The organism is Pseudogracilibacillus auburnensis, assembly GCF_003201975.1.
Taxonomy (GTDB): Bacteria; Bacillota; Bacilli; order Bacillales; family Amphibacillaceae; genus Pseudogracilibacillus; species Pseudogracilibacillus auburnensis.
The window spans coordinates 14,946-32,069 of record NZ_QJJQ01000028.1 but is presented as its reverse complement, the minus strand read 5'-3'; the positions used below and the strand labels follow the sequence as shown (position 1 = coordinate 32,069).

At 35.3% G+C, this 17,124-nt stretch carries 17 protein-coding genes; 11 read left to right on the top strand and 6 right to left on the bottom strand.

From position 1 onward, the window contains the following. The first annotated feature begins 291 nt into the window (after nucleotides 1-291). Nucleotides 292-1,455 (top strand): aminotransferase class I/II-fold pyridoxal phosphate-dependent enzyme, encoded by a 1,164-nt coding sequence (locus DFR56_RS22120; RefSeq protein WP_110397634.1) that lies wholly within the window; start codon nucleotides 292-294, stop codon nucleotides 1,453-1,455. A 152-nt stretch (nucleotides 1,456-1,607) separates the two neighbouring features. Then, nucleotides 1,608-2,153, top strand: coding sequence for a histidine phosphatase family protein (locus DFR56_RS22115; RefSeq protein WP_110397633.1), 546 nt, complete (start codon nucleotides 1,608-1,610; stop codon nucleotides 2,151-2,153). 74 nt (nucleotides 2,154-2,227) lie between these two features. Here DFR56_RS22115 and DFR56_RS22110 read toward each other — a convergent pair whose 3' ends face one another. Together DFR56_RS22110 and DFR56_RS22105 are read right to left on the bottom strand one after the other, a co-directional pair. Next, nucleotides 2,228-2,632 carry an OsmC family protein gene (locus DFR56_RS22110; protein WP_372442948.1) on the bottom strand — a complete coding sequence of 135 codons (405 nt, stop codon included), beginning with the start codon at nucleotides 2,630-2,632 and terminating at the stop codon, nucleotides 2,228-2,230. Between the two features lie 49 nt (nucleotides 2,633-2,681). Next, nucleotides 2,682-3,254 (bottom strand): class D sortase, encoded by a 573-nt coding sequence (locus DFR56_RS22105; RefSeq protein ID WP_110397632.1) that lies wholly within the window; start codon nucleotides 3,252-3,254, stop codon nucleotides 2,682-2,684. Nucleotides 3,255-3,574: 320 nt separating this feature from the next. Here DFR56_RS22105 and DFR56_RS22100 point away from each other — a divergent pair, with 320 nt between their 5' ends. From DFR56_RS22100 to DFR56_RS22070, 7 genes are all read left to right on the top strand, one after another. Further along, nucleotides 3,575-4,972, top strand: coding sequence for a sulfatase family protein (locus DFR56_RS22100; RefSeq protein ID WP_110397631.1), 1,398 nt, complete (start codon nucleotides 3,575-3,577; stop codon nucleotides 4,970-4,972). A gap of 11 nt (nucleotides 4,973-4,983) precedes the next feature. Next, nucleotides 4,984-5,946: a formylglycine-generating enzyme family protein gene (locus DFR56_RS22095; RefSeq protein ID WP_211320668.1), complete on the top strand. Its 963-nt coding sequence runs from the start codon at nucleotides 4,984-4,986 to the stop codon at nucleotides 5,944-5,946. Nucleotides 5,947-5,978: 32 nt separating this feature from the next. Continuing rightward, the gene (locus tag DFR56_RS22090; RefSeq protein ID WP_110397629.1) at nucleotides 5,979-6,776 is read left to right on the top strand and encodes an ABC transporter permease; all 798 of its coding nucleotides are present in this window, start codon (nucleotides 5,979-5,981) and stop codon (nucleotides 6,774-6,776) included. Beyond that, a complete protein-coding gene (locus DFR56_RS22085) occupies nucleotides 6,752-7,543 on the top strand; it encodes an ABC transporter ATP-binding protein (protein ID WP_110397628.1) in 792 nt (263 codons plus the stop codon). The genes DFR56_RS22090 and DFR56_RS22085 overlap by 25 nt, the downstream gene beginning before the upstream one ends. Before the next feature lie 63 nt (nucleotides 7,544-7,606). Further along, on the top strand, nucleotides 7,607-8,644 hold the full coding sequence (locus DFR56_RS22080) for an ABC transporter substrate-binding protein (protein ID WP_211320667.1): 1,038 nt from the start codon (nucleotides 7,607-7,609) through the stop codon (nucleotides 8,642-8,644). 126 nt (nucleotides 8,645-8,770) lie between these two features. Next, nucleotides 8,771-10,267, top strand: a complete 1,497-nt coding sequence (locus DFR56_RS22075) for a sensor histidine kinase (RefSeq protein WP_110397627.1) — start codon at nucleotides 8,771-8,773, stop codon at nucleotides 10,265-10,267. 21 nt (nucleotides 10,268-10,288) lie between these two features. After that, nucleotides 10,289-10,954 carry a response regulator transcription factor gene (locus DFR56_RS22070; protein ID WP_110397626.1) on the top strand — a complete coding sequence of 222 codons (666 nt, stop codon included), beginning with the start codon at nucleotides 10,289-10,291 and terminating at the stop codon, nucleotides 10,952-10,954. Nucleotides 10,955-11,412: 458 nt separating this feature from the next. Here the strand turns inward: DFR56_RS22070 and DFR56_RS22065 are convergent, their stop codons facing one another. The 3 genes from DFR56_RS22065 to DFR56_RS22055 form a co-directional block, all read right to left on the bottom strand. Next, the gene (locus tag DFR56_RS22065; RefSeq protein ID WP_110397625.1) at nucleotides 11,413-11,691 is read right to left on the bottom strand and encodes a hypothetical protein; all 279 of its coding nucleotides are present in this window, start codon (nucleotides 11,689-11,691) and stop codon (nucleotides 11,413-11,415) included. Between the two features lie 254 nt (nucleotides 11,692-11,945). Further along, on the bottom strand, nucleotides 11,946-12,221 hold the full coding sequence (locus DFR56_RS22060; RefSeq protein WP_110397624.1) for a hypothetical protein: 276 nt from the start codon (nucleotides 12,219-12,221) through the stop codon (nucleotides 11,946-11,948). Between the two features lie 199 nt (nucleotides 12,222-12,420). Next, nucleotides 12,421-13,596, bottom strand: coding sequence for a DUF418 domain-containing protein (locus DFR56_RS22055; protein WP_110397623.1), 1,176 nt, complete (start codon nucleotides 13,594-13,596; stop codon nucleotides 12,421-12,423). 152 nt (nucleotides 13,597-13,748) lie between these two features. Between DFR56_RS22055 and DFR56_RS22050 the strand changes: the two genes are divergently transcribed. After that, complete coding sequence (locus tag DFR56_RS22050; protein WP_110397622.1) at nucleotides 13,749-14,462, top strand: response regulator transcription factor; 714 nt, start codon at nucleotides 13,749-13,751, stop codon at nucleotides 14,460-14,462. Next, the gene (locus DFR56_RS22045; protein ID WP_110397621.1) at nucleotides 14,459-16,183 is read left to right on the top strand and encodes a sensor histidine kinase; all 1,725 of its coding nucleotides are present in this window, start codon (nucleotides 14,459-14,461) and stop codon (nucleotides 16,181-16,183) included. Before DFR56_RS22050 ends, DFR56_RS22045 begins: the two co-directional genes overlap by 4 nt. 179 nt (nucleotides 16,184-16,362) lie before the next feature. On the opposite strand, the gene DFR56_RS22040 is transcribed toward DFR56_RS22045, so the two are convergent. Continuing rightward, nucleotides 16,363-16,914 (bottom strand): DUF1697 domain-containing protein, encoded by a 552-nt coding sequence (locus DFR56_RS22040; protein WP_110397620.1) that lies wholly within the window; start codon nucleotides 16,912-16,914, stop codon nucleotides 16,363-16,365. Nucleotides 16,915-17,124: the final 210 nt, after the last annotated feature.

Sequence of the window (17,124 nt, the reverse complement as noted above, 5' to 3'; positions counted from 1 at the left end):
CTAACGTAAAAAGGAAATAATCAAGAACCGCAGGAACTGCGGAGATAGCTTGGTGTATAAGAGAAACCACTGTGGGTAGTGTATGCCACCGCTCTCAAGTATGCTCTGTTCCCAAGAATCTCGTGACTTTAGTCAGGAGAGGTTCAAATTAGTGTGACAAAAAATAAAAAGAGAAGCTCCTATTCTATAGAAGGATGATAGAATTATAGTTCGATATGGACGCAAAGCCCCACAAAAAAATCAGCTATGATACTATATAAGTATAGAATAATTGATGGGGGTTGTATTCATTTGAAATGGAAACCATCTAAAAAAATGTCGATCTTTTCTCCAGCTATTTTTGGTGATTTGAAGGATGCCGCTGCAAAAAAACAAGCTCAAGGTGCAAATATCGTTGATTTAAGTTTAGGTAGTCCGGATTTACCACCAGATAAGATAGTAAGACAGAAGTTATCGAAAGAAAGTGCAAAGCCAGATGTGTATGGATATACGTTAGGTGGAACGAATCGATTTAATGAGGCGGTCGCAAATTATTATGAGCGTCGATCAGGTGTTGAGCTTGATCCCGAAACAGAAGTACTTCAAACGATGGGCTCACAAGAAGGCCTCGTACATTTGCCACTTGCTTTTTGTGATGAAGGTGATATTGTCTTAACGACAAACCCCGCCTATATCGCTTATGATGCCGGGATAAAATTAGCGGGTGCAACACCTTATTATATGCCGCTGCGTGCAGAAAATAATTTTTTGCCTAATCTTGGTGAAATACCGGAACATATTGCCCAAAGAGCGAAACTACTCATTTTAAATTTACCTGGAAACCCAGTACCGGCGACTCCGACTGCAGCATTTTTTGAGCATGTTGTTCAATTTGCTAGGAAACATAATGTGATCGTATTACACGATGCAGCCTATTCAGAATATTATTTTACGGGGGAAGCTCCAAAAAGCTTTTTATCTACGCCGGGTGCAAAAGAAGTCGGGATGGAGATTAATTCTTTATCGAAAAGTTTTAGTTTAGCAGGTGCAAGAATTGCCTATATTGTCGGTAATCGAAAGGGAATTCAAATAATACGTGAACTAAAATCAAATTTAGACTATGGCACATTCTCCCCGATTCAAGAAGCAGCAATTGTTGCACTAGATCATGCAGAAGAAATTACAGAACGATTACGGACGATATTTTCTGAACGGCACCACATTCTAATGAAAGGATTAGCTGAACTTAATTGGGAAGTGTCTCCTTCAAGTGGTGGGATGTTCGTTTGGGCCAAATATCCATATGACATGGCTGATCAAAAATTCGTTTTTAAAACGATTGAACAGGTCGGGGTTGTCATGGTGCCAGGTAGTGTTTTCGGAACAGAAGGCACTGGATTTGTCCGTATCGCCCTCGTTCAAGAGGTGGAAAAATTAAAGCTAGCGATCGAGTTGTTGAAAGGGTTAAAGTTGTAAGGTTTATGGGGGATGAATCACGTCTGCTCGGTGATAAGGAGTTTGTAAAATAAATGTTATACGTATGGATGACGCATGATCTGTGCAATGCTCGGCCTATTTAACTATATAGAGAGTTTTAGAAATAGTGAAGCTTAATAAAGGAGAATTTAATGGATAAAAATATCTATCTTATTAGGCACTGTGAGGCAGACGGACAATCGGCAGATGCACTGCTAACAGAAAAAGGAATTATACAGGCAAATAAGCTTTCGGACTTTTTATCTCCTTTGGCGATTGATCGCATTATAGCTAGTCCATTTTTGCGAGCAGTTCAATCGATAGAACCTTATGCAAAGAAGCAAAACGTAGAAATAGAATTGGATCATCGATTATCGGAACGTATCCTTAGTTCCATTTCCTTGACAGATTGGATGGAAAAACTTGCAGAAACCTATAGGGATATGGATGTAACGTATGTGGGTGGAGAATCTAGTAAGGAAGCAATGAAGCGAATTGTAAAGGTGATAGATGAAGTTGTTGCAAGTGATGTTGAAAACACGATTCTTGTCACCCATGGAAATATCTTGTCTCTTTGTTTGAGAAACTACGATAAAAATGTTGGATTTGAACAATGGAAAAGTTTTAGTAATCCTGATGTCTTTTTGATGAAAATTTCACAAAATAAGTTCCATTATAAACGTATATGGGAAGAGTGAAATAGCAAATGAGGTTGTTCCAATATTTAAGGACAACCTCATTTGCATAATATAAGGACTCTTGCTTAATCACCTTAGTCAGATTTGGGCAAATCCGTATCCTTTATTTCAACTTCCTCTGTTATGTTAATACTATCTGCAACAGATTGAATCATGCTACAATTTTTACGAGTTATTTTTAGGGCTTTTTCAACTTTTCCAAGTGGGATATTTTCTCCATATAGCATAAAAGTTAAATGAATTTTTTCTATCCGGTTCGCTTTCTCCTCGTTCCTTTGTACTTGAGCAGAAATATGTATATCATCAACTTGGACACGCATCTTCTGTAAGATTTTTCTTAAAACCCCGCCACTACAACCTACAATGGAAGAAACGAATAATTGATAAGGACGAAACCCATGATCTTCTTGCGGCGAAATTTGTAACTCATCAAAACCTAATTTTGTTTGAAATCCATTTTCATTCATTGTAAAAAACAATTTTTAATCAGCCTCTCTTGTTGTCCATTTTTACTATTGCGAATGTCACTTATCCATCGTCTATTGGTTTAGCATAAAGAATATACCTGTCTGGTGCGTCACCAATGTACGAAAAAGGGTAACAGGTTGTAATAACTAATTCTTCATCATCCATCGGTTTTATAATCGTTCGATCGTCAGCATCAACAATTTTGGAATCAACCATTTCATACGTTCTTTCCCCATATGGTAATTTTACTGTAATGATGTCACCAAGTTCCACTTCGCCAAGTCTACGAAATACTGTGTCGCGGTGTCCAGACATAACAATTTGGTCATTCTGCATTGGGTATGCAGTTCCACGATAATGTCCCACTCCTTTATCTAATTCATCTGGATCTGTCCCTTCAACGATAGGAAGTTCTCCATCAATACTTGGGATTTCTAGTATGCCAACTGTTTCTCCAATTTCCGGATCGAACGTAATTGCATTGATTTCTATATCCTCATTTTGAACGGTTAACAGTTCATTTGCTTCTTTCAAACTATTTTGCTGAGCTATTTTAGTATTAACATGTTGGTAGCCACCATAAAGGAGGAAGCCGCAACCAATAAGAACGAACAAAATAGATATTTTTTTCATTATATCACTCCATCGTATTTTTTGGGTGCATAAAATTCTTTACATCAAAACAAAGAATAAAAAATGACAATCTTAAGTACAATGACAAGCTTTTTAGTTATTATAACGGAACAATATGAAAATTTGATGAAAGTAGCCTAGGACGTGGCGTTTTTAGCTAGTGGAATTTCTTAGGCTTTTTTTATCGACCATTTTGAACACGCACTTATAGTATGAGAGAATTTCATACTTATAGAAAATAAAGTACAGTGATAAACTAAAGACAGTAATTCAGGAAAGCGCATACATACTTTTAGCATTATATGGGAGTTGAATGATGAATGGATACAGAGAAACAACCAAATGTTGTTTTTATCATGAGTGATGATCATGCTGCACATGCAATGAGTTGTTATGATAGTAGGATCAATACGACCCCAAATTTAGACAGAATTGCCAATGAAGGAATGCGGTTCGATAATTGTTTTTGTACAAATTCAATCTGTGCTCCGAGTCGGGCGACCATTCTAACTGGGTTATACAATCATAAGAATGGAGTGAAGACTTTAGGGGATACATTTGATAATAAACAAAATACCATTCAAAAGTTATTACGAGAGAATGGATATCAAACAGCTTTAATTGGTAAATGGCATTTAGGTCATGGACCGAATCACGATCCGATCGATTTTGATTACTGGCACGTATTCCCAGGTCAAGGTGATTATCATGATCCAATGATGATCGAGATGGGAGAAGAAAAGCAAATGAAAGGATATGCGACAGACCTGGTGACAGATATGTCAATGAAATGGATAGAGGAGCGGGATAAGGACAAACCGTTTATGTTGATGTGTCACCATAAAGCACCTCATCGTCCATGGGATCCTGATGAAAAGCATATGCATCTGTATGAAGATGTCGATATACCCGAACCGGAAACTTTTCATGATGACTATAGTGGTAAGGCATCTGCGGCCAAAGAAGCAAAAATGCGAATTGACCGTGATCTGTTAAAAAGAGATGTGAAAGAAGATCCTCCCGCGGGGCTTACCGATAGAGAATTGAAAAGCTGGTACTACCAACGTTATATAAAAGACTATCTACGCTGTGTTGCTTCAATTGATGACAATGTCGGGCGATTATTAGATTTCTTAGATGATGAAGGAATAGCGGATAATACCATTGTCGTTTATACATCGGATCAAGGATTTTTTCTTGGTGATCATGGTTGGTATGATAAACGATTTATGTATGAAGAATCGCTACGAATGCCGTTTATTGTTCGTTATCCTAATGTCATCAAGCCAGGGACAGTGACGGAGGACTTTGCTTTAAATGTTGATTTTCCCGAAACGTTTTTAGATTTTGCGGGAATTGAAATCCCTGAAATAATGCAAGGCCGTAGTCTAAGGCCAGTTATGGAAGGAAATACTCCTGAAGACTGGCAGGATTCTATGTATTATCGATATTGGGAACATTTGAGCAAAGAACACCGAGTTCAGGCACATTATGGTATACGAACGAAGGATTATAAATTGATTTATTATTATGGAGAGGCATTAGGAAATAAAGATGCGATGGATGAACCGAGAACACCAGAGTGGGAATTATTTGATTTACGGAAAGATCCTTATGAAATGAATAATGTCTACCATGATCCCGAATATGAAGATGAGATCAGATTACTTAAAAAGGAGTTATACAGATTAAAGGAAAAAGTCGGAGATAAGGAATAAGGTGAAAAATGATGAAGGATAAACCTGGTTGTTGTGCCGCAACAAGAAATAGTGTACAAGAAAGCACTAAAGCGCCAACAACAAGTGAGGGGATGACACAAGCTGATCCTGTAATCGATAAAGAAATGGTGAAGATTGATGGTGGCACTTTTCGAATGGGTACGACTGATAGGGATGCAAATAAATTAGATGGAGAAACACCGATCCATGAAGTAACGGTAGATTCATATTATATGGATCGGACAGCTGTAACAAATAAAGAATTTAATCAGTTTGTTCAAGCAACAGGTTATAAGACAGAAGCAGAGGATTATGGATGGTCATTTGTCTTTTACCTATTTATCAGTGAAGCAACTGCTAAAAAGGTAAAACAATATCCACCACAAACACCATGGTGGTTTGTGGTGGAGGGAGCGACTTGGAAAACCCCGGAAGGATCTGATTCGACAATAGAAGACAGAATGGATCATCCAGTCGTCCATATATCTTGGAATGATGCAGCGGCCTACGCGAAATGGGCATGTAAACGACTACCAACTGAGGCAGAGTGGGAGTTTGCAGCAAGAGGCGGATTGAATCAAAAACGCTACCCATGGGGAGATGGGCTTACTCCTAACGGAGAACATCAATGCAATATTTGGCAAGGAGAATTTCCAAAACGAAATGATCAGTTAGACGGATATGTCGGAACAGCGCCGGTAACAGCGTTCAAACCAAATGGATATGGGCTGTACAATATGGTCGGAAATGTTTGGGAATGGTGTGGAGATTGGTTTACAACAAATTTTGAACTACGTGGCAGCAGTACGAATCCAAAGGGAGCAAAGAGTGGGAGCAATCGTGTCATGAGAGGTGGCTCTTATTTATGCCACGACTCGTACTGTAATCGCTATCGTGTTGCCGCAAGAACATCCAATACACCGGATAGTTCGACAGGTAATATTGGATTTCGTTGTGTAAAAGATATTTACTGACAGAAGGTTCTAAATGGAAGGAATAAATTATTATGGCTAATGAAACAAATCATACAGAAAAAAGTTGGATAGAAAAAGTTCCAAATAAGGGCTGGCTAGCGATATCTATTATCGCAGCACTTATCTTTTGGACGATATTGTCTTATATCCCTGCAACAGCTAGAAGTTTTCCTAATGTATTTTTAGTAGTTGAATCTATTCAAATAATGATCGAACGTGGAGTGTTTTTTAAAGATATTCAAAGCAGTTTAATTTCAGTGACTGCGGGGTTTGGTTTAGGATTTACTTTTGCCTTACCAGTAGCAATTTTAATGGCGTGGTATCGACCGGTTCAGTATATTATTGAACCATGGATTCAATTTGTCCGAAATATACCTCCTTTGGCTTATGTGCCGCTCGTTGTAATTTCAGCAGGGGTAGGGAGAACGCCGCAAATTATCGTCATTACAATTGCGACATTTTTAATTATGTCCATTACTATCTATCAAGGCGTAAAAAATATTGATCCAACATTGGTGAAGGCCGCTAGAGTGCTTGGGGCAGGAGATAAGGATATATTTTTAAGAGTCATTGCACCAGCATCATTGCCTTTTATCATTACGGCTGTGAGACTTGGAACTGCAGTAGCCTTAACCTCTTTAATCGCCGCCGAGTCAACTGGTGCATCAGCAGGTCTTGGTATGAGAATAAGAGCACTTAATAATACGTTCGAATCGTCTCCAATGCTATTATACATCATAATCATCGGTATCATCGGTCTTATATTGGATAAATTGGTTCGAATGTTAGAAGGGAAATTAACAGGATGGCAGGAAAAGAACGAGGGATAAAAGTAAAAATTGATAAAGTGAAAAAGGTGTTTGAATCTAGAAGTGGGCAGGTGGTTGCTCTTAATGGAGTAGATTTGGAAATTAAAGAAAATGAATTTGTTACAGTGGTTGGGCCATCCGGTTGTGGAAAGTCTACCCTATTGAATATAATAGCTGGATTGACTAAACCAACGTCAGGGCAAGTACTTTGCGATGGACAGATAATTAAAGGAACAGGAACAGAACGGGGTGTTGTCTTTCAGCAGTATGCGCTTTTTCCTTGGTTAACAGTGAAAGGCAATGTCGAATTTGGCTTGAAAATTAAAGGTGTGGAAGCGAAGAAATGTAAAGAGATTGCTTTGAAATATTTGAAAATGGTAGAATTAGAGAATTTTGTAGATCATTATCCAAAAGAATTATCAGGTGGTATGAAGCAGCGTGTTGCGATTGCTAGGGCATATGCGGTAAATCCATCTGTACTATTGATGGATGAACCATTTGGAGCACTAGATGCTCAAACAAGAACACAATTACAAGAAGAATTATTGCAAACATGGGCGGAAGAACAGAAAACGTGCTTTTTCATCACACATGATGTTGATGAAGCAATCATCTTAGGGCAAAGAGTTGTTATCATGAGTGCCCGTCCTGGCAGAATAAGTGAAATTGTTGATGTTAATATTCCTTATCCAAGGAATCAAGAAACGAAGATGACGAAAGAGTTCTTGGAAGTGAAAAATTATATTTGGAGCAAGGTGTATAAAGAGTATCTAGAAGTGAGGAAATAGTAGTAGGTGATGATCGACATCCACAACATGCATGGTTCAATAAAAATAGGGGAGGAAAACAGATTGAAAAAATCAATTAGTTTACTGATGGTGTTATTTGTGATTTTGTTGCTAGTTGCTTGTTCCAATGACGAAAATAATGATAAAAGTGAAGTGGATTCAACAGAAGAAGCAGCATCCAATGAAGAGTTAACAAAAATGAAAGTGGCCTACATGCCAAACTATGCCAGTATGAATGCGGTAGTAGCAGGAATTAATACTGGTGCATTTGAGGAACAAGGAATTGAAGTAGAATTAGTTGAATTTGCGGATGGTCCAACGATTATTGCCGCAATGGAATCAGGGAGCATTGATGTTGGCTATATTGGACCCGGAGCACATGTATTAGCAATTCAAGGATCAGCAGATATTTTTGCATTTGCACACTTAGGGAATGCTGATGAGGTTATTGGCAACAAGGAAAATGGTGTAAGGGAAATAAGTGATTTAAAGGGTAAAACAATTGCAGTAGCTTCAGGAACTTCCAGTGAAACAATATTAAATATGACTTTAAATGAGGCTGGATTAACGGAGGAAGATGTTAAATTAATGGATATGGATGCGTCAGCTATCGTTACGGCAATGATTTCAGGAAGTGTTGATGCAGCAGCAACATGGTCACCAAATACAACTGCCATTAAAGAGGAAATGGGTGATAACGCTATTATGTTATCAAACAATGTACGCTATGCCGATCAATTTCCATCCATCGCATCATGGGTAGTAAACCCGAAATATGCAGAAGAAAATCATGATCTGTTAGTTAAATTCACAAAAGGGTTATATGGGGGAATGGACTATCGCGTTGAGAATTTAGACGAAGTCGCGAAATGGTCTGCGGAGGTTGCTGGTTTAGATGCCGAGTCTGTTAAAAAAGAGACCGGGGATGGTGACTGGATTACGTCTGATGATTTAGTGGAAATGATTGAGAATGGAGATATAGACATATTTTATGAGGTACAACAAGAAAACTTTATGACAGAAGAACGATTAACAGAAGATGAGCTTGTACCTGTTTCAGACTATGTACTATTTGATATTATGAAAGAGGCAGCAGAATAAACACAAGGCAAAATAATGGATAAGTAATTGTACACATCTATATAATTAAATTTAGAATGGACTTTCGAATTTTGAGAGTCCATTTACGGCTTAATGAAAACAGAAGGAATCAGAAGGTGAATACACATGTTCATCGTTTTTTTAATATTTTTATTAATTGCTTCCATTATGGTTTTAATTGTAAAACGGAATAAAGAGACTTTTTATTTATTTGCAATGTGCATCAGTCTTGCATTAATGTTAACAGGAATATTAGTTTATATTGCCAAAAAGGGGGGGATTAGCAGAGAGGTTCAGAATTTTTTCTATTTTAATTTAGATATTAAAACATCAATCCAATATTTTTTAATTACGCTAGATCATCTAGGATACCTTGTAGCAATAGGCAGGTATCTTTTTCCGCTTTTTCTATTATTATTAGCCATTCATTATTCGATGATTGTTTGGATAAGAAGAAATTATTGGTTGAAGAGAGTGATTTTTATTCCACCAATCATCTCTTTACTATTATATTATCCTGATATTTTTCGGACAATTACGAAAAATAATTTATTGTTTCAATCTAGTATTGTATATTTCTCTTTTACTTGGATTGTTATTTATATAGCAGTGTCCATATTTTTATTTTTATATGAAGCTTATTCAATCAATATGCAATTCTTTAGACGGCAATTCATTTTAATTATAACGTTTATTTTTTCATTGACATTATTGTACTTATTATATTTTGAGCAGGACCCTGCGCAAGTATATCAATTTTATTCTTCGGGATTTATATGGAGAAATGGGATTTATTATTTGAAGTCTGTATTATCAGTTCCTACGTATACGTTTATTGTCCTATTAAATATTATTTGTGCGATTGTCGGTTTTGCAAGTCTGTTAAGGTATACGAAGGATTTGTTTGAGTCGAGTAAAGAGGGAGAAATTATTCAGCGTCAATCTAAGGCTGTAACAATGGGAGCCTCTGTATTTGTTCACGGAATTAAAAATCAGTTACTTACTAACAGGGTTATTTACAAAAGAATGGAACGAATTTTTGCTAATGAAAGCTTAGATAAAGAACAATTGAAACATTTTACAGATCAGTTAGCTGCACAAAATGAAAATATTTTATTACGAATCGAAAGCTTGTATAACGCTGTTAAGACAAATCAAGTTCATCTAGTACCTGTTCAATTGAAAACAGTGATTGACGAGGCATTATCTTACTATCATCATAAATATAGTAATTCATCAATCCATTTGCAGATTCAACTATCTAGTTCACCAACGCTTCTAGCTGATAAAGAACATTTAAGCGAAGCAATTTATAATTTGTTAGTGAATGCATATGATGCCATAGCTGATAGTACAAGTGAAAAAGGCACTATTAAGCTTCATGTATATAGCGTTAGGTTATACCATGTGATTGAGGTAACAGATAGTGGCGTAGGAATGACGAAAGAAGAAATGAGACAGATTTGCGAACCATTCTATTCTAATAAAAACTCTAACTATAATTGGGGGATGGGCTTATATTATATTCGCAGTATTGCCAATGAACATTTTGGAAGTTTAAAGTTTGAAAGCAAGAAGGGCGAAGGAAGTACCTTTTATTTATTGCTTCCGAAATTTAAATAAATTCAGAAAGGGAAAAAGCGGATGATTAAAGTGTTGATTGCGGAAGACTTTTCATTACTTTTGGAAGACCTTGAAGAAACGATCAATAGTCAAGCGGATATGAAAGTAGTTGGTGTAGCAAGTGATGGCAGATCCATTGTGGAGCTGGCATGGCACACCTCTTTTGATATAATTTTAATGGATATAGAAATGGAGCATATGACAAGCGGAATTGATGCAACAAGAGAAATACGAGAATATAAAAAGGATGCCAAAATTATTTATTTAACAGCTCATGGTACGAAAGAAATTATCTTAACAGCAATGGCAACTGGTGCAATCGATTATATTATTAAAGGTGTCCCTGAAGAAGACATCTTGTTACATATTAGAAGTGCTTATTCAGGTAAACCTTTAATGGAAAGCAGAGTAAGGGAAATCATTATGCAAGAATATAAACGATTACAGCAGTCAGAAAAAAGCTTATTATTTTTTATTCACAATGTATCAGATCTAACAAAAACAGAACGAGAAATTATTCGTCTATTGTTACTGGATTATAAGGTAAAGGAAATTGCTGAGGAAAGGTGTGTTGAATTGGTAACAGTCAAAACACAGATAAGCGGTCTATTAAAAAAGTTCGGTGAAAAGCGTACAAAAGCAATCGTTAATAAAATTAAAGAGTTAAATATATCCCATTTATTTTAACTTTAATATATTTTGTGGGAAGTATCTTTGTGTAAAAAAGTCTCCTCTTTTGAAAATTAGCTTCTAACAGAAAAGGTTAGTAATTCTGCTAACCTTTTCTTACGAATCGATTAACCCAAATTTTGGCAAAATAACATTTTTGATCAAAAGAAAAACGCTAATCGTTGCCCAAGAAAAGGGCAATCGGCATTCTTTGGGTACAAATAAGTCCTAACTCGAGTTCATGGTGAAAAAATTTGATCAAAATGGTGCTTTTAGCATACTATAAACCCTATTTGTAATAAGATTTCATTTTCAAATTTGTAATGATAGTAATCTAGCGAAAATGTTTAGCTAAAAACGCCCAGCATTTGAGAAGTAATATCGAATATCCGGACTAGTTAGTCTGCTACATAATGTATTTTATTCATCATGATCTGAAATACCGTGTAAATTAATTAATATATCGACCCGTAGTTTTATAAACTCTGGATAGTTGATAAAAAAATGCCATCTTTTTGTGCTTCATATCTTGTCCCTCTTACTTTATTAGAATGTTTTAATACAAATTCTGTAAAAGATTCTGCAATATCCTCTGCAATGTGTGAACTTGCATATTCACTTATAAATTGATCTTTATTTTGTGTATAAAATTTTCTTTTTGCCACTTCATCATCTTGACTATCTTTCCATTTAGTATAATTCTCTTTCCAAAACAGATGATAGAATTGAATTATTAGGGGTCTTCCTTTAAACATCCCTCTTCTATAAATAAAGTATCACAGTTGTCTTGATACTTAGAAATGTCTTTCCCATTAGCATAAGCATTCAAATAATGAAGGTCATAATTAATTTGAGTCTCATCTAATGTAAATACATGGCTAGTTTCGTGATTATTTAAACGGGAGTCTAGAACGTCAAGACTTTACATCCATTTTTATGGATCATTATCCATTGGAGTAACAAATACCAAAGTACCGTCATAGCCATCTGAGAAAACTTCGAAACCTTTTTATTTTTTCACGATACTCTCCGGGATAAGCTTAAAGTATGTTTCCCACATAGACTTATGTATATCTGTTCCCTTATGAAAGTTGATAAATTCATGTACATCGTCAGTATTTCCATCAAGGCGTTTTGTTAATAGTGATTGGTTTAATTCTTCAAGTTGAGGATTAACCATCTCACCGTTAATGATGGAATATGATGCTAAGACTATTTCAGATTCTGCAGGATCACCTGCTTCTAATATTTCGTGAACATTATACTCCTTCCACTGGAAATTCAAATTTGTTTAAATCTTTGATCTTTTTTTCCATCATAGTGATTAATCCATCGTCAGATTCTATATATTTCTGCTCCATGTTTTTATTAACGCGGATCGTTACGGGTTTTTCAACATTTTTTTAGAGTGATGATTGGATATTATGGTAGATTTCATCTTATAGAGATCCTCGCCAATCCGGGGCGAGGATCTTTTTACTTTTTTAAGCAACCTTTCTTTCATCATGGTTAGAAGCTTTACGAAAAGACAAATAAGTGCCAAAACGCATGACTTTCTCTAAAGGTCCATAACGGAAACGTTCGGTGTAAAGGGAACTAAAAGTAATTTGAATACAGAAAATAACGATGCCGAGTACCGTTCCTAAAAATACACCTATTTTACCGAATAATCCATACCCATATCCGTAAAAAATGGTCGTACAGATGACTGATTGCAAAATATAATTTGTGAGAGATAATTTACCAACATTTTCAAAGGCTCGAAGCAAACGCGATTTTGCTAAAGAACTATACATCATTGCTAACATGAAAATATAACCAAAAGAGAGAATTGGACCGCCTGTTAATTCTATCCCTTCATGATGAAAAGTGAAACCGTATATTTTCATCGATAAACCTAACACACCACAAACCATTCCTAGGATCAAATACAACTTTTTTTCTCGTTTCGGATGAAAAAACAATTCTCTCTTTGCTGCATACATGCCAAATAAAAACATTGGAGCTATCACTATTGGAGATAATAGCAGGATAAAAGCAAGCTTACTTTCTTCCAGTTTATCAAATGGATCCTCCCCATTATTACGATGTTCTTTTATTTCTGAGTATGTGCCAGAACTGTAAATGTCTGTTGTTCTTTCAACATATGTTTTGATTTGAGCCCTTTCTATTATGTCGTCATCTTCAAGTGGAATAAAATGAAGTACCCCAAAGATTACAAACAAACTTACCGCCCAAATGAGTATTGTTTTTGCTTTACGATTAAGAAAAAATAATAGGAAGAGTCCCATGATCCCATATAAAAGTAAAATATCCCCATCCCATAAAAAAGTACCATGTAATAATCCAAAAGTAATCAATAGTAAAGAGCGTCTGAAAAAGTGCCATTTTATTTTTGCATTTTTTTGTTCCAGACTATTTCGCATTAAAATCATCGAATAACCAAATAAAAAGGTGAAAATTGGCATAAAGCTTCCTTCAACAGCAATTTTAGTAAATGCATAAAACCAATGATCGATTGTGGATAATTGAAAAAGATGTATTTCATCTTTTCCCCATAATCCATATTGAAAAATTAATAAGTTTGCTAATAGTATTCCGAATAAACTAAAGCCCCTAATTCCGTCAATTGCATTTATTCGATTTAAGTTTCTGTTCATCTGCATTTTCTCCCTTATGTAGAATCTAGTTACATCATATAACTTCATCATTAATGCACATAAACGACTAGCTTACATGTACCTTAATTTTCGTGGAAATAAATTAAGGTTCTGTTAAGCTTTCTGTGCTAGTATACATTTAGGTGATGAACATGAAAGATGTTAAAATATTACTCGTTGATGATGAACAAGCAATTTTACAAATGCTTGAGATGGTATTAAGGAAAGAAAAATTTTCAAATATTTATACAGCGACTAATGGAGAGGCAGCTGTATCGATAATAAAAAAATACTCACCGGAATTTATTGTATTAGACGTGATGCTTCCTGATACAAATGGGTTTGAATTATGTACTAAAATTCGTGAGTATACAGATGCTCATATTTTGTTTTTAACAGCACGAGTTTCAGATTTTGATATATTAACAGGGTTCGAAAAAGGGGGAGATGATTATGTTACCAAACCTTTTAATCCTTTGGAAATCGTCGCTAGAATAAAAGCTTATTTTAGGCGCCAGAAAACAAATCACTCCCAATCAAGGACAATAAATAAAAAAATCCATCATTTTCAACATTTCACTGTTGACGAGGATGCAGGAGAGTTAACAGTTCGTGGAAAGGTAGTCTCTTGCCCAGCCCAAGTATTTTTGTTACTCGTTTATTTTTGTAAAAATGTAAACCGTGTCCTTTCAAAAGAACAATTATTTATGGCTGTATGGGGATATGATCATATTGTAGATGATAATACCGTCATGGTACATATTAGAAGAATCCGGGAACGAATCGAACCGAACCCAAGTAAACCTGTCCATCTTATTACTGTTCGTGGGCTCGGGTATAAATTAGTAAAGGAAAACGTTCGATGAGAATAAAACGAAGATTAACAGTACACTTTTTACTACAATTTATAATGACATTTGTTGCTACATTATCTATTTTTGTCTTATTGATATTTGTTATCCTTCATTTTGTAACGAAAGACGAGTTGGATTCAAATCCCCAAAAGGCGATTGTCGAGACTCTCCCGTTATTTTCGTTTGTTTACGATGATGAAACAGTGGTGATTAAGGAAAAATGGGAAGATATTTTAAAAGGTCATGGTATATGGATGCAACTGGTCAATGAAAATGGTAAAGTCATCTATGAAATAAATACACCAGATCGTTTACAAAAAGAGTACACAATAAACGATCTGCTTTATATTGAAGAAACAAATAAACTTGACACTTATACAGTCGAGACATATTTTGAATCATGGCAACAACAGCCATACTACTATTTATTTGGGTACTTAACTGAACAAGAAACGCTGCTACAGGATTGGTATGATTCATACGCTGACGAAGGATCGATAGACGAAACAGATATGGCAACACTTGAAAAGGAAGTAAAAAAACAAGGAGGAATGCTTGAGATATACAAAAATGGAAAATTGCTTTATACTATAGGCGAAAAAATTACTGAGCCTAAAAAACAATTGGAAGTAATCGGTAGTATGTATGAACCAGGTAATTATGAAACAAAGACATATGTCGTTAACGATCAAAATAAAAATAGTTCTTGGATTCTTTATGAAAAGAACAAAACGTTTAAAGATACTAAAATTGTTTTTAATTCGAATACAGATATGTATCTTTTATTCATTACACCGATCATTAGCTTAATTATCGCTATCATCCTTTCCATTTGGAGTGGCTATCGCTATGGTACACCATTGCTTTTACTCATAAATTGGTTAAAAATAGTAGAGAAAAGGCAATATGAGGATGTACTATCAGGAAAGGAACATAAAAAGATCTATAAGAAAAATGGCAAAGTAAAATTTCGTTACCGATTATATAAAGAAGTTTTCGAGTCTTTTTCAGCTATGTCAGGACAACTTGCGCTTACAGAACAGAAAAGAAAACAATTAGATAAAACTCGTGAAGAATGGATGGCAGGGATTTCGCACGATTTAAGAACTCCTTTGACTAGTATACAGGGATATGGTCATATGCTAGAAAGTGATCAATATGAATATACAAAAGAGGAATTACAACAAATAGGTAAAGTAATTCGAAATAAAACGGATTATATGGTAGATTTGGTCAATGATTTCTCCCTTATTTTTCAATTAAAAAACAGTGTGGTAACGCTAAATAAAGAAGTAGTAGATCTTAGCAATTTTGTACGTGGTGTTGTAGAAAAGTATAAGAACGATATGACATTAAATGAATACACATTTTCCTTTAAAGCGCCAGCACAACCTTGTGAAACAGCGGTTGATCCTAAATGGTTTGTGCGCGTATTAGATAATGTACTTTCAAATGCAATTAAACATAATCCCCCCAAAACGACGATCTGTGTTCAGGTCACTTGTAAAAATAGCAAAACGAAAGTGTCCATAGCTGATAATGGAAAAGGAATGGATGAACAATTCGTGAACAATTTATTTAATCGTTATTTTAGAGGAACAAGTACAAGTGGAAGTACTGATGGTGAAGGTTTAGGAATGAGTATTGCTTACGCGATTGTTGAACTTCACGGTGGGGAAATTTATGTGAAATCAGCATTGGGTAAAGGGACGGAAGTAGTCATACAATTATAAAAAATTTACTGAATCCCACTCGTCTTGCATCATAAATGCTCTTGTTTGGCTAATTTTACTTACGAGCTCCTAGAAAATCATTATGTTAGAAATAACACTTCATTAGCAAAAAGGGAAGACTGGAATAATCGGTCTTCCCTTTAAAAAATGATAAAAGCAATAGATCATTTTGCATAAAGTTAGTTAGTTGAAACAATATCCTGCATAAGTTGATAAATTTTACGTGTCGTATTCACATTTCGTACTGTCATTTTTTTGTATAAATTTGTGCCACCCAGTTTGATTATCCCACTTTTGGTCACATTTTTCTTGTCAACGGACCATAAAATTGCACCATTAACGTATGTAACTGTATCAATTCCAGGTTTTATAACCAGCTTGCTAAGAACGGTCTCAGAATCAAGATCATCCCATAAAAACAGTACATCACTTTTCATGTTTTGATCATTTTTCCAAGTCTCAGGAAGGGCATCTATTATTATTTTCATGGCATCAAAACTTCGAATGAGTATTTTAATTTGCAATCCAAAATCTTTGCAGATAGCTTCTTCCAACAGATGAGATATTTCGGACTTTGATAGACTGTCATATGTAAAGATAATATTTCCTGAATTGATATAGGTCTTAACGGATGTCATTCCTACCCGCTCAAACGTTTGTTTAAGCATTTTCATATCTATTTTATTTTTCCCACCTACATTTATTCCACGAAGCAGCGCCACATAGATCATAATAAATCCCTCGAATCATATTTGATAAAATTAATTATAAAGATTCTGTAAATGACGGTCAATGACGAGCTTAGGGTAGGGAATGGCTTTTGCCGCACCAGTACCTCAGTAGAAATTTCTTTCTGTAATGAAAGATAAGGTACCGCTTAAGAAGTGTGCTAGTAAATATTTTTTAAATCCTAGAACCATATTACTTTAGCGGTGGGAGTT

What these genes read in the sequence shown, in the direction of transcription:
- DFR56_RS22075 (WP_110397627.1), top strand. Translation starts at nt 8,771, where the DNA reads ATGTTCATCGTTTTTTTAATATTTTTATTAATTGCTTCCATTATGGTT.
- DFR56_RS22095 (WP_211320668.1), top strand. Translation starts at nt 4,984, where the DNA reads ATGAAGGATAAACCTGGTTGTTGTGCCGCAACAAGAAATAGTGTACAA.
- DFR56_RS22055 (WP_110397623.1), bottom strand. Translation starts at nt 13,596, where the DNA reads ATGAACAGAAACTTAAATCGAATAAATGCAATTGACGGAATTAGGGGC.
- DFR56_RS22070 (WP_110397626.1), top strand. Translation starts at nt 10,289, where the DNA reads ATGATTAAAGTGTTGATTGCGGAAGACTTTTCATTACTTTTGGAAGAC.
- DFR56_RS22090 (WP_110397629.1), top strand. Translation starts at nt 5,979, where the DNA reads ATGGCTAATGAAACAAATCATACAGAAAAAAGTTGGATAGAAAAAGTT.
- DFR56_RS22100 (WP_110397631.1), top strand. Translation starts at nt 3,575, where the DNA reads ATGGATACAGAGAAACAACCAAATGTTGTTTTTATCATGAGTGATGAT.
- DFR56_RS22105 (WP_110397632.1), bottom strand. Translation starts at nt 3,254, where the DNA reads ATGAAAAAAATATCTATTTTGTTCGTTCTTATTGGTTGCGGCTTCCTC.
- DFR56_RS22065 (WP_110397625.1), bottom strand. Translation starts at nt 11,691, where the DNA reads ATGTTTAAAGGAAGACCCCTAATAATTCAATTCTATCATCTGTTTTGG.
- DFR56_RS22045 (WP_110397621.1), top strand. Translation starts at nt 14,459, where the DNA reads ATGAGAATAAAACGAAGATTAACAGTACACTTTTTACTACAATTTATA.
- DFR56_RS22050 (WP_110397622.1), top strand. Translation starts at nt 13,749, where the DNA reads ATGAAAGATGTTAAAATATTACTCGTTGATGATGAACAAGCAATTTTA.
- DFR56_RS22085 (WP_110397628.1), top strand. Translation starts at nt 6,752, where the DNA reads ATGGCAGGAAAAGAACGAGGGATAAAAGTAAAAATTGATAAAGTGAAA.
- DFR56_RS22040 (WP_110397620.1), bottom strand. Translation starts at nt 16,914, where the DNA reads ATGATCTATGTGGCGCTGCTTCGTGGAATAAATGTAGGTGGGAAAAAT.
- DFR56_RS22115 (WP_110397633.1), top strand. Translation starts at nt 1,608, where the DNA reads ATGGATAAAAATATCTATCTTATTAGGCACTGTGAGGCAGACGGACAA.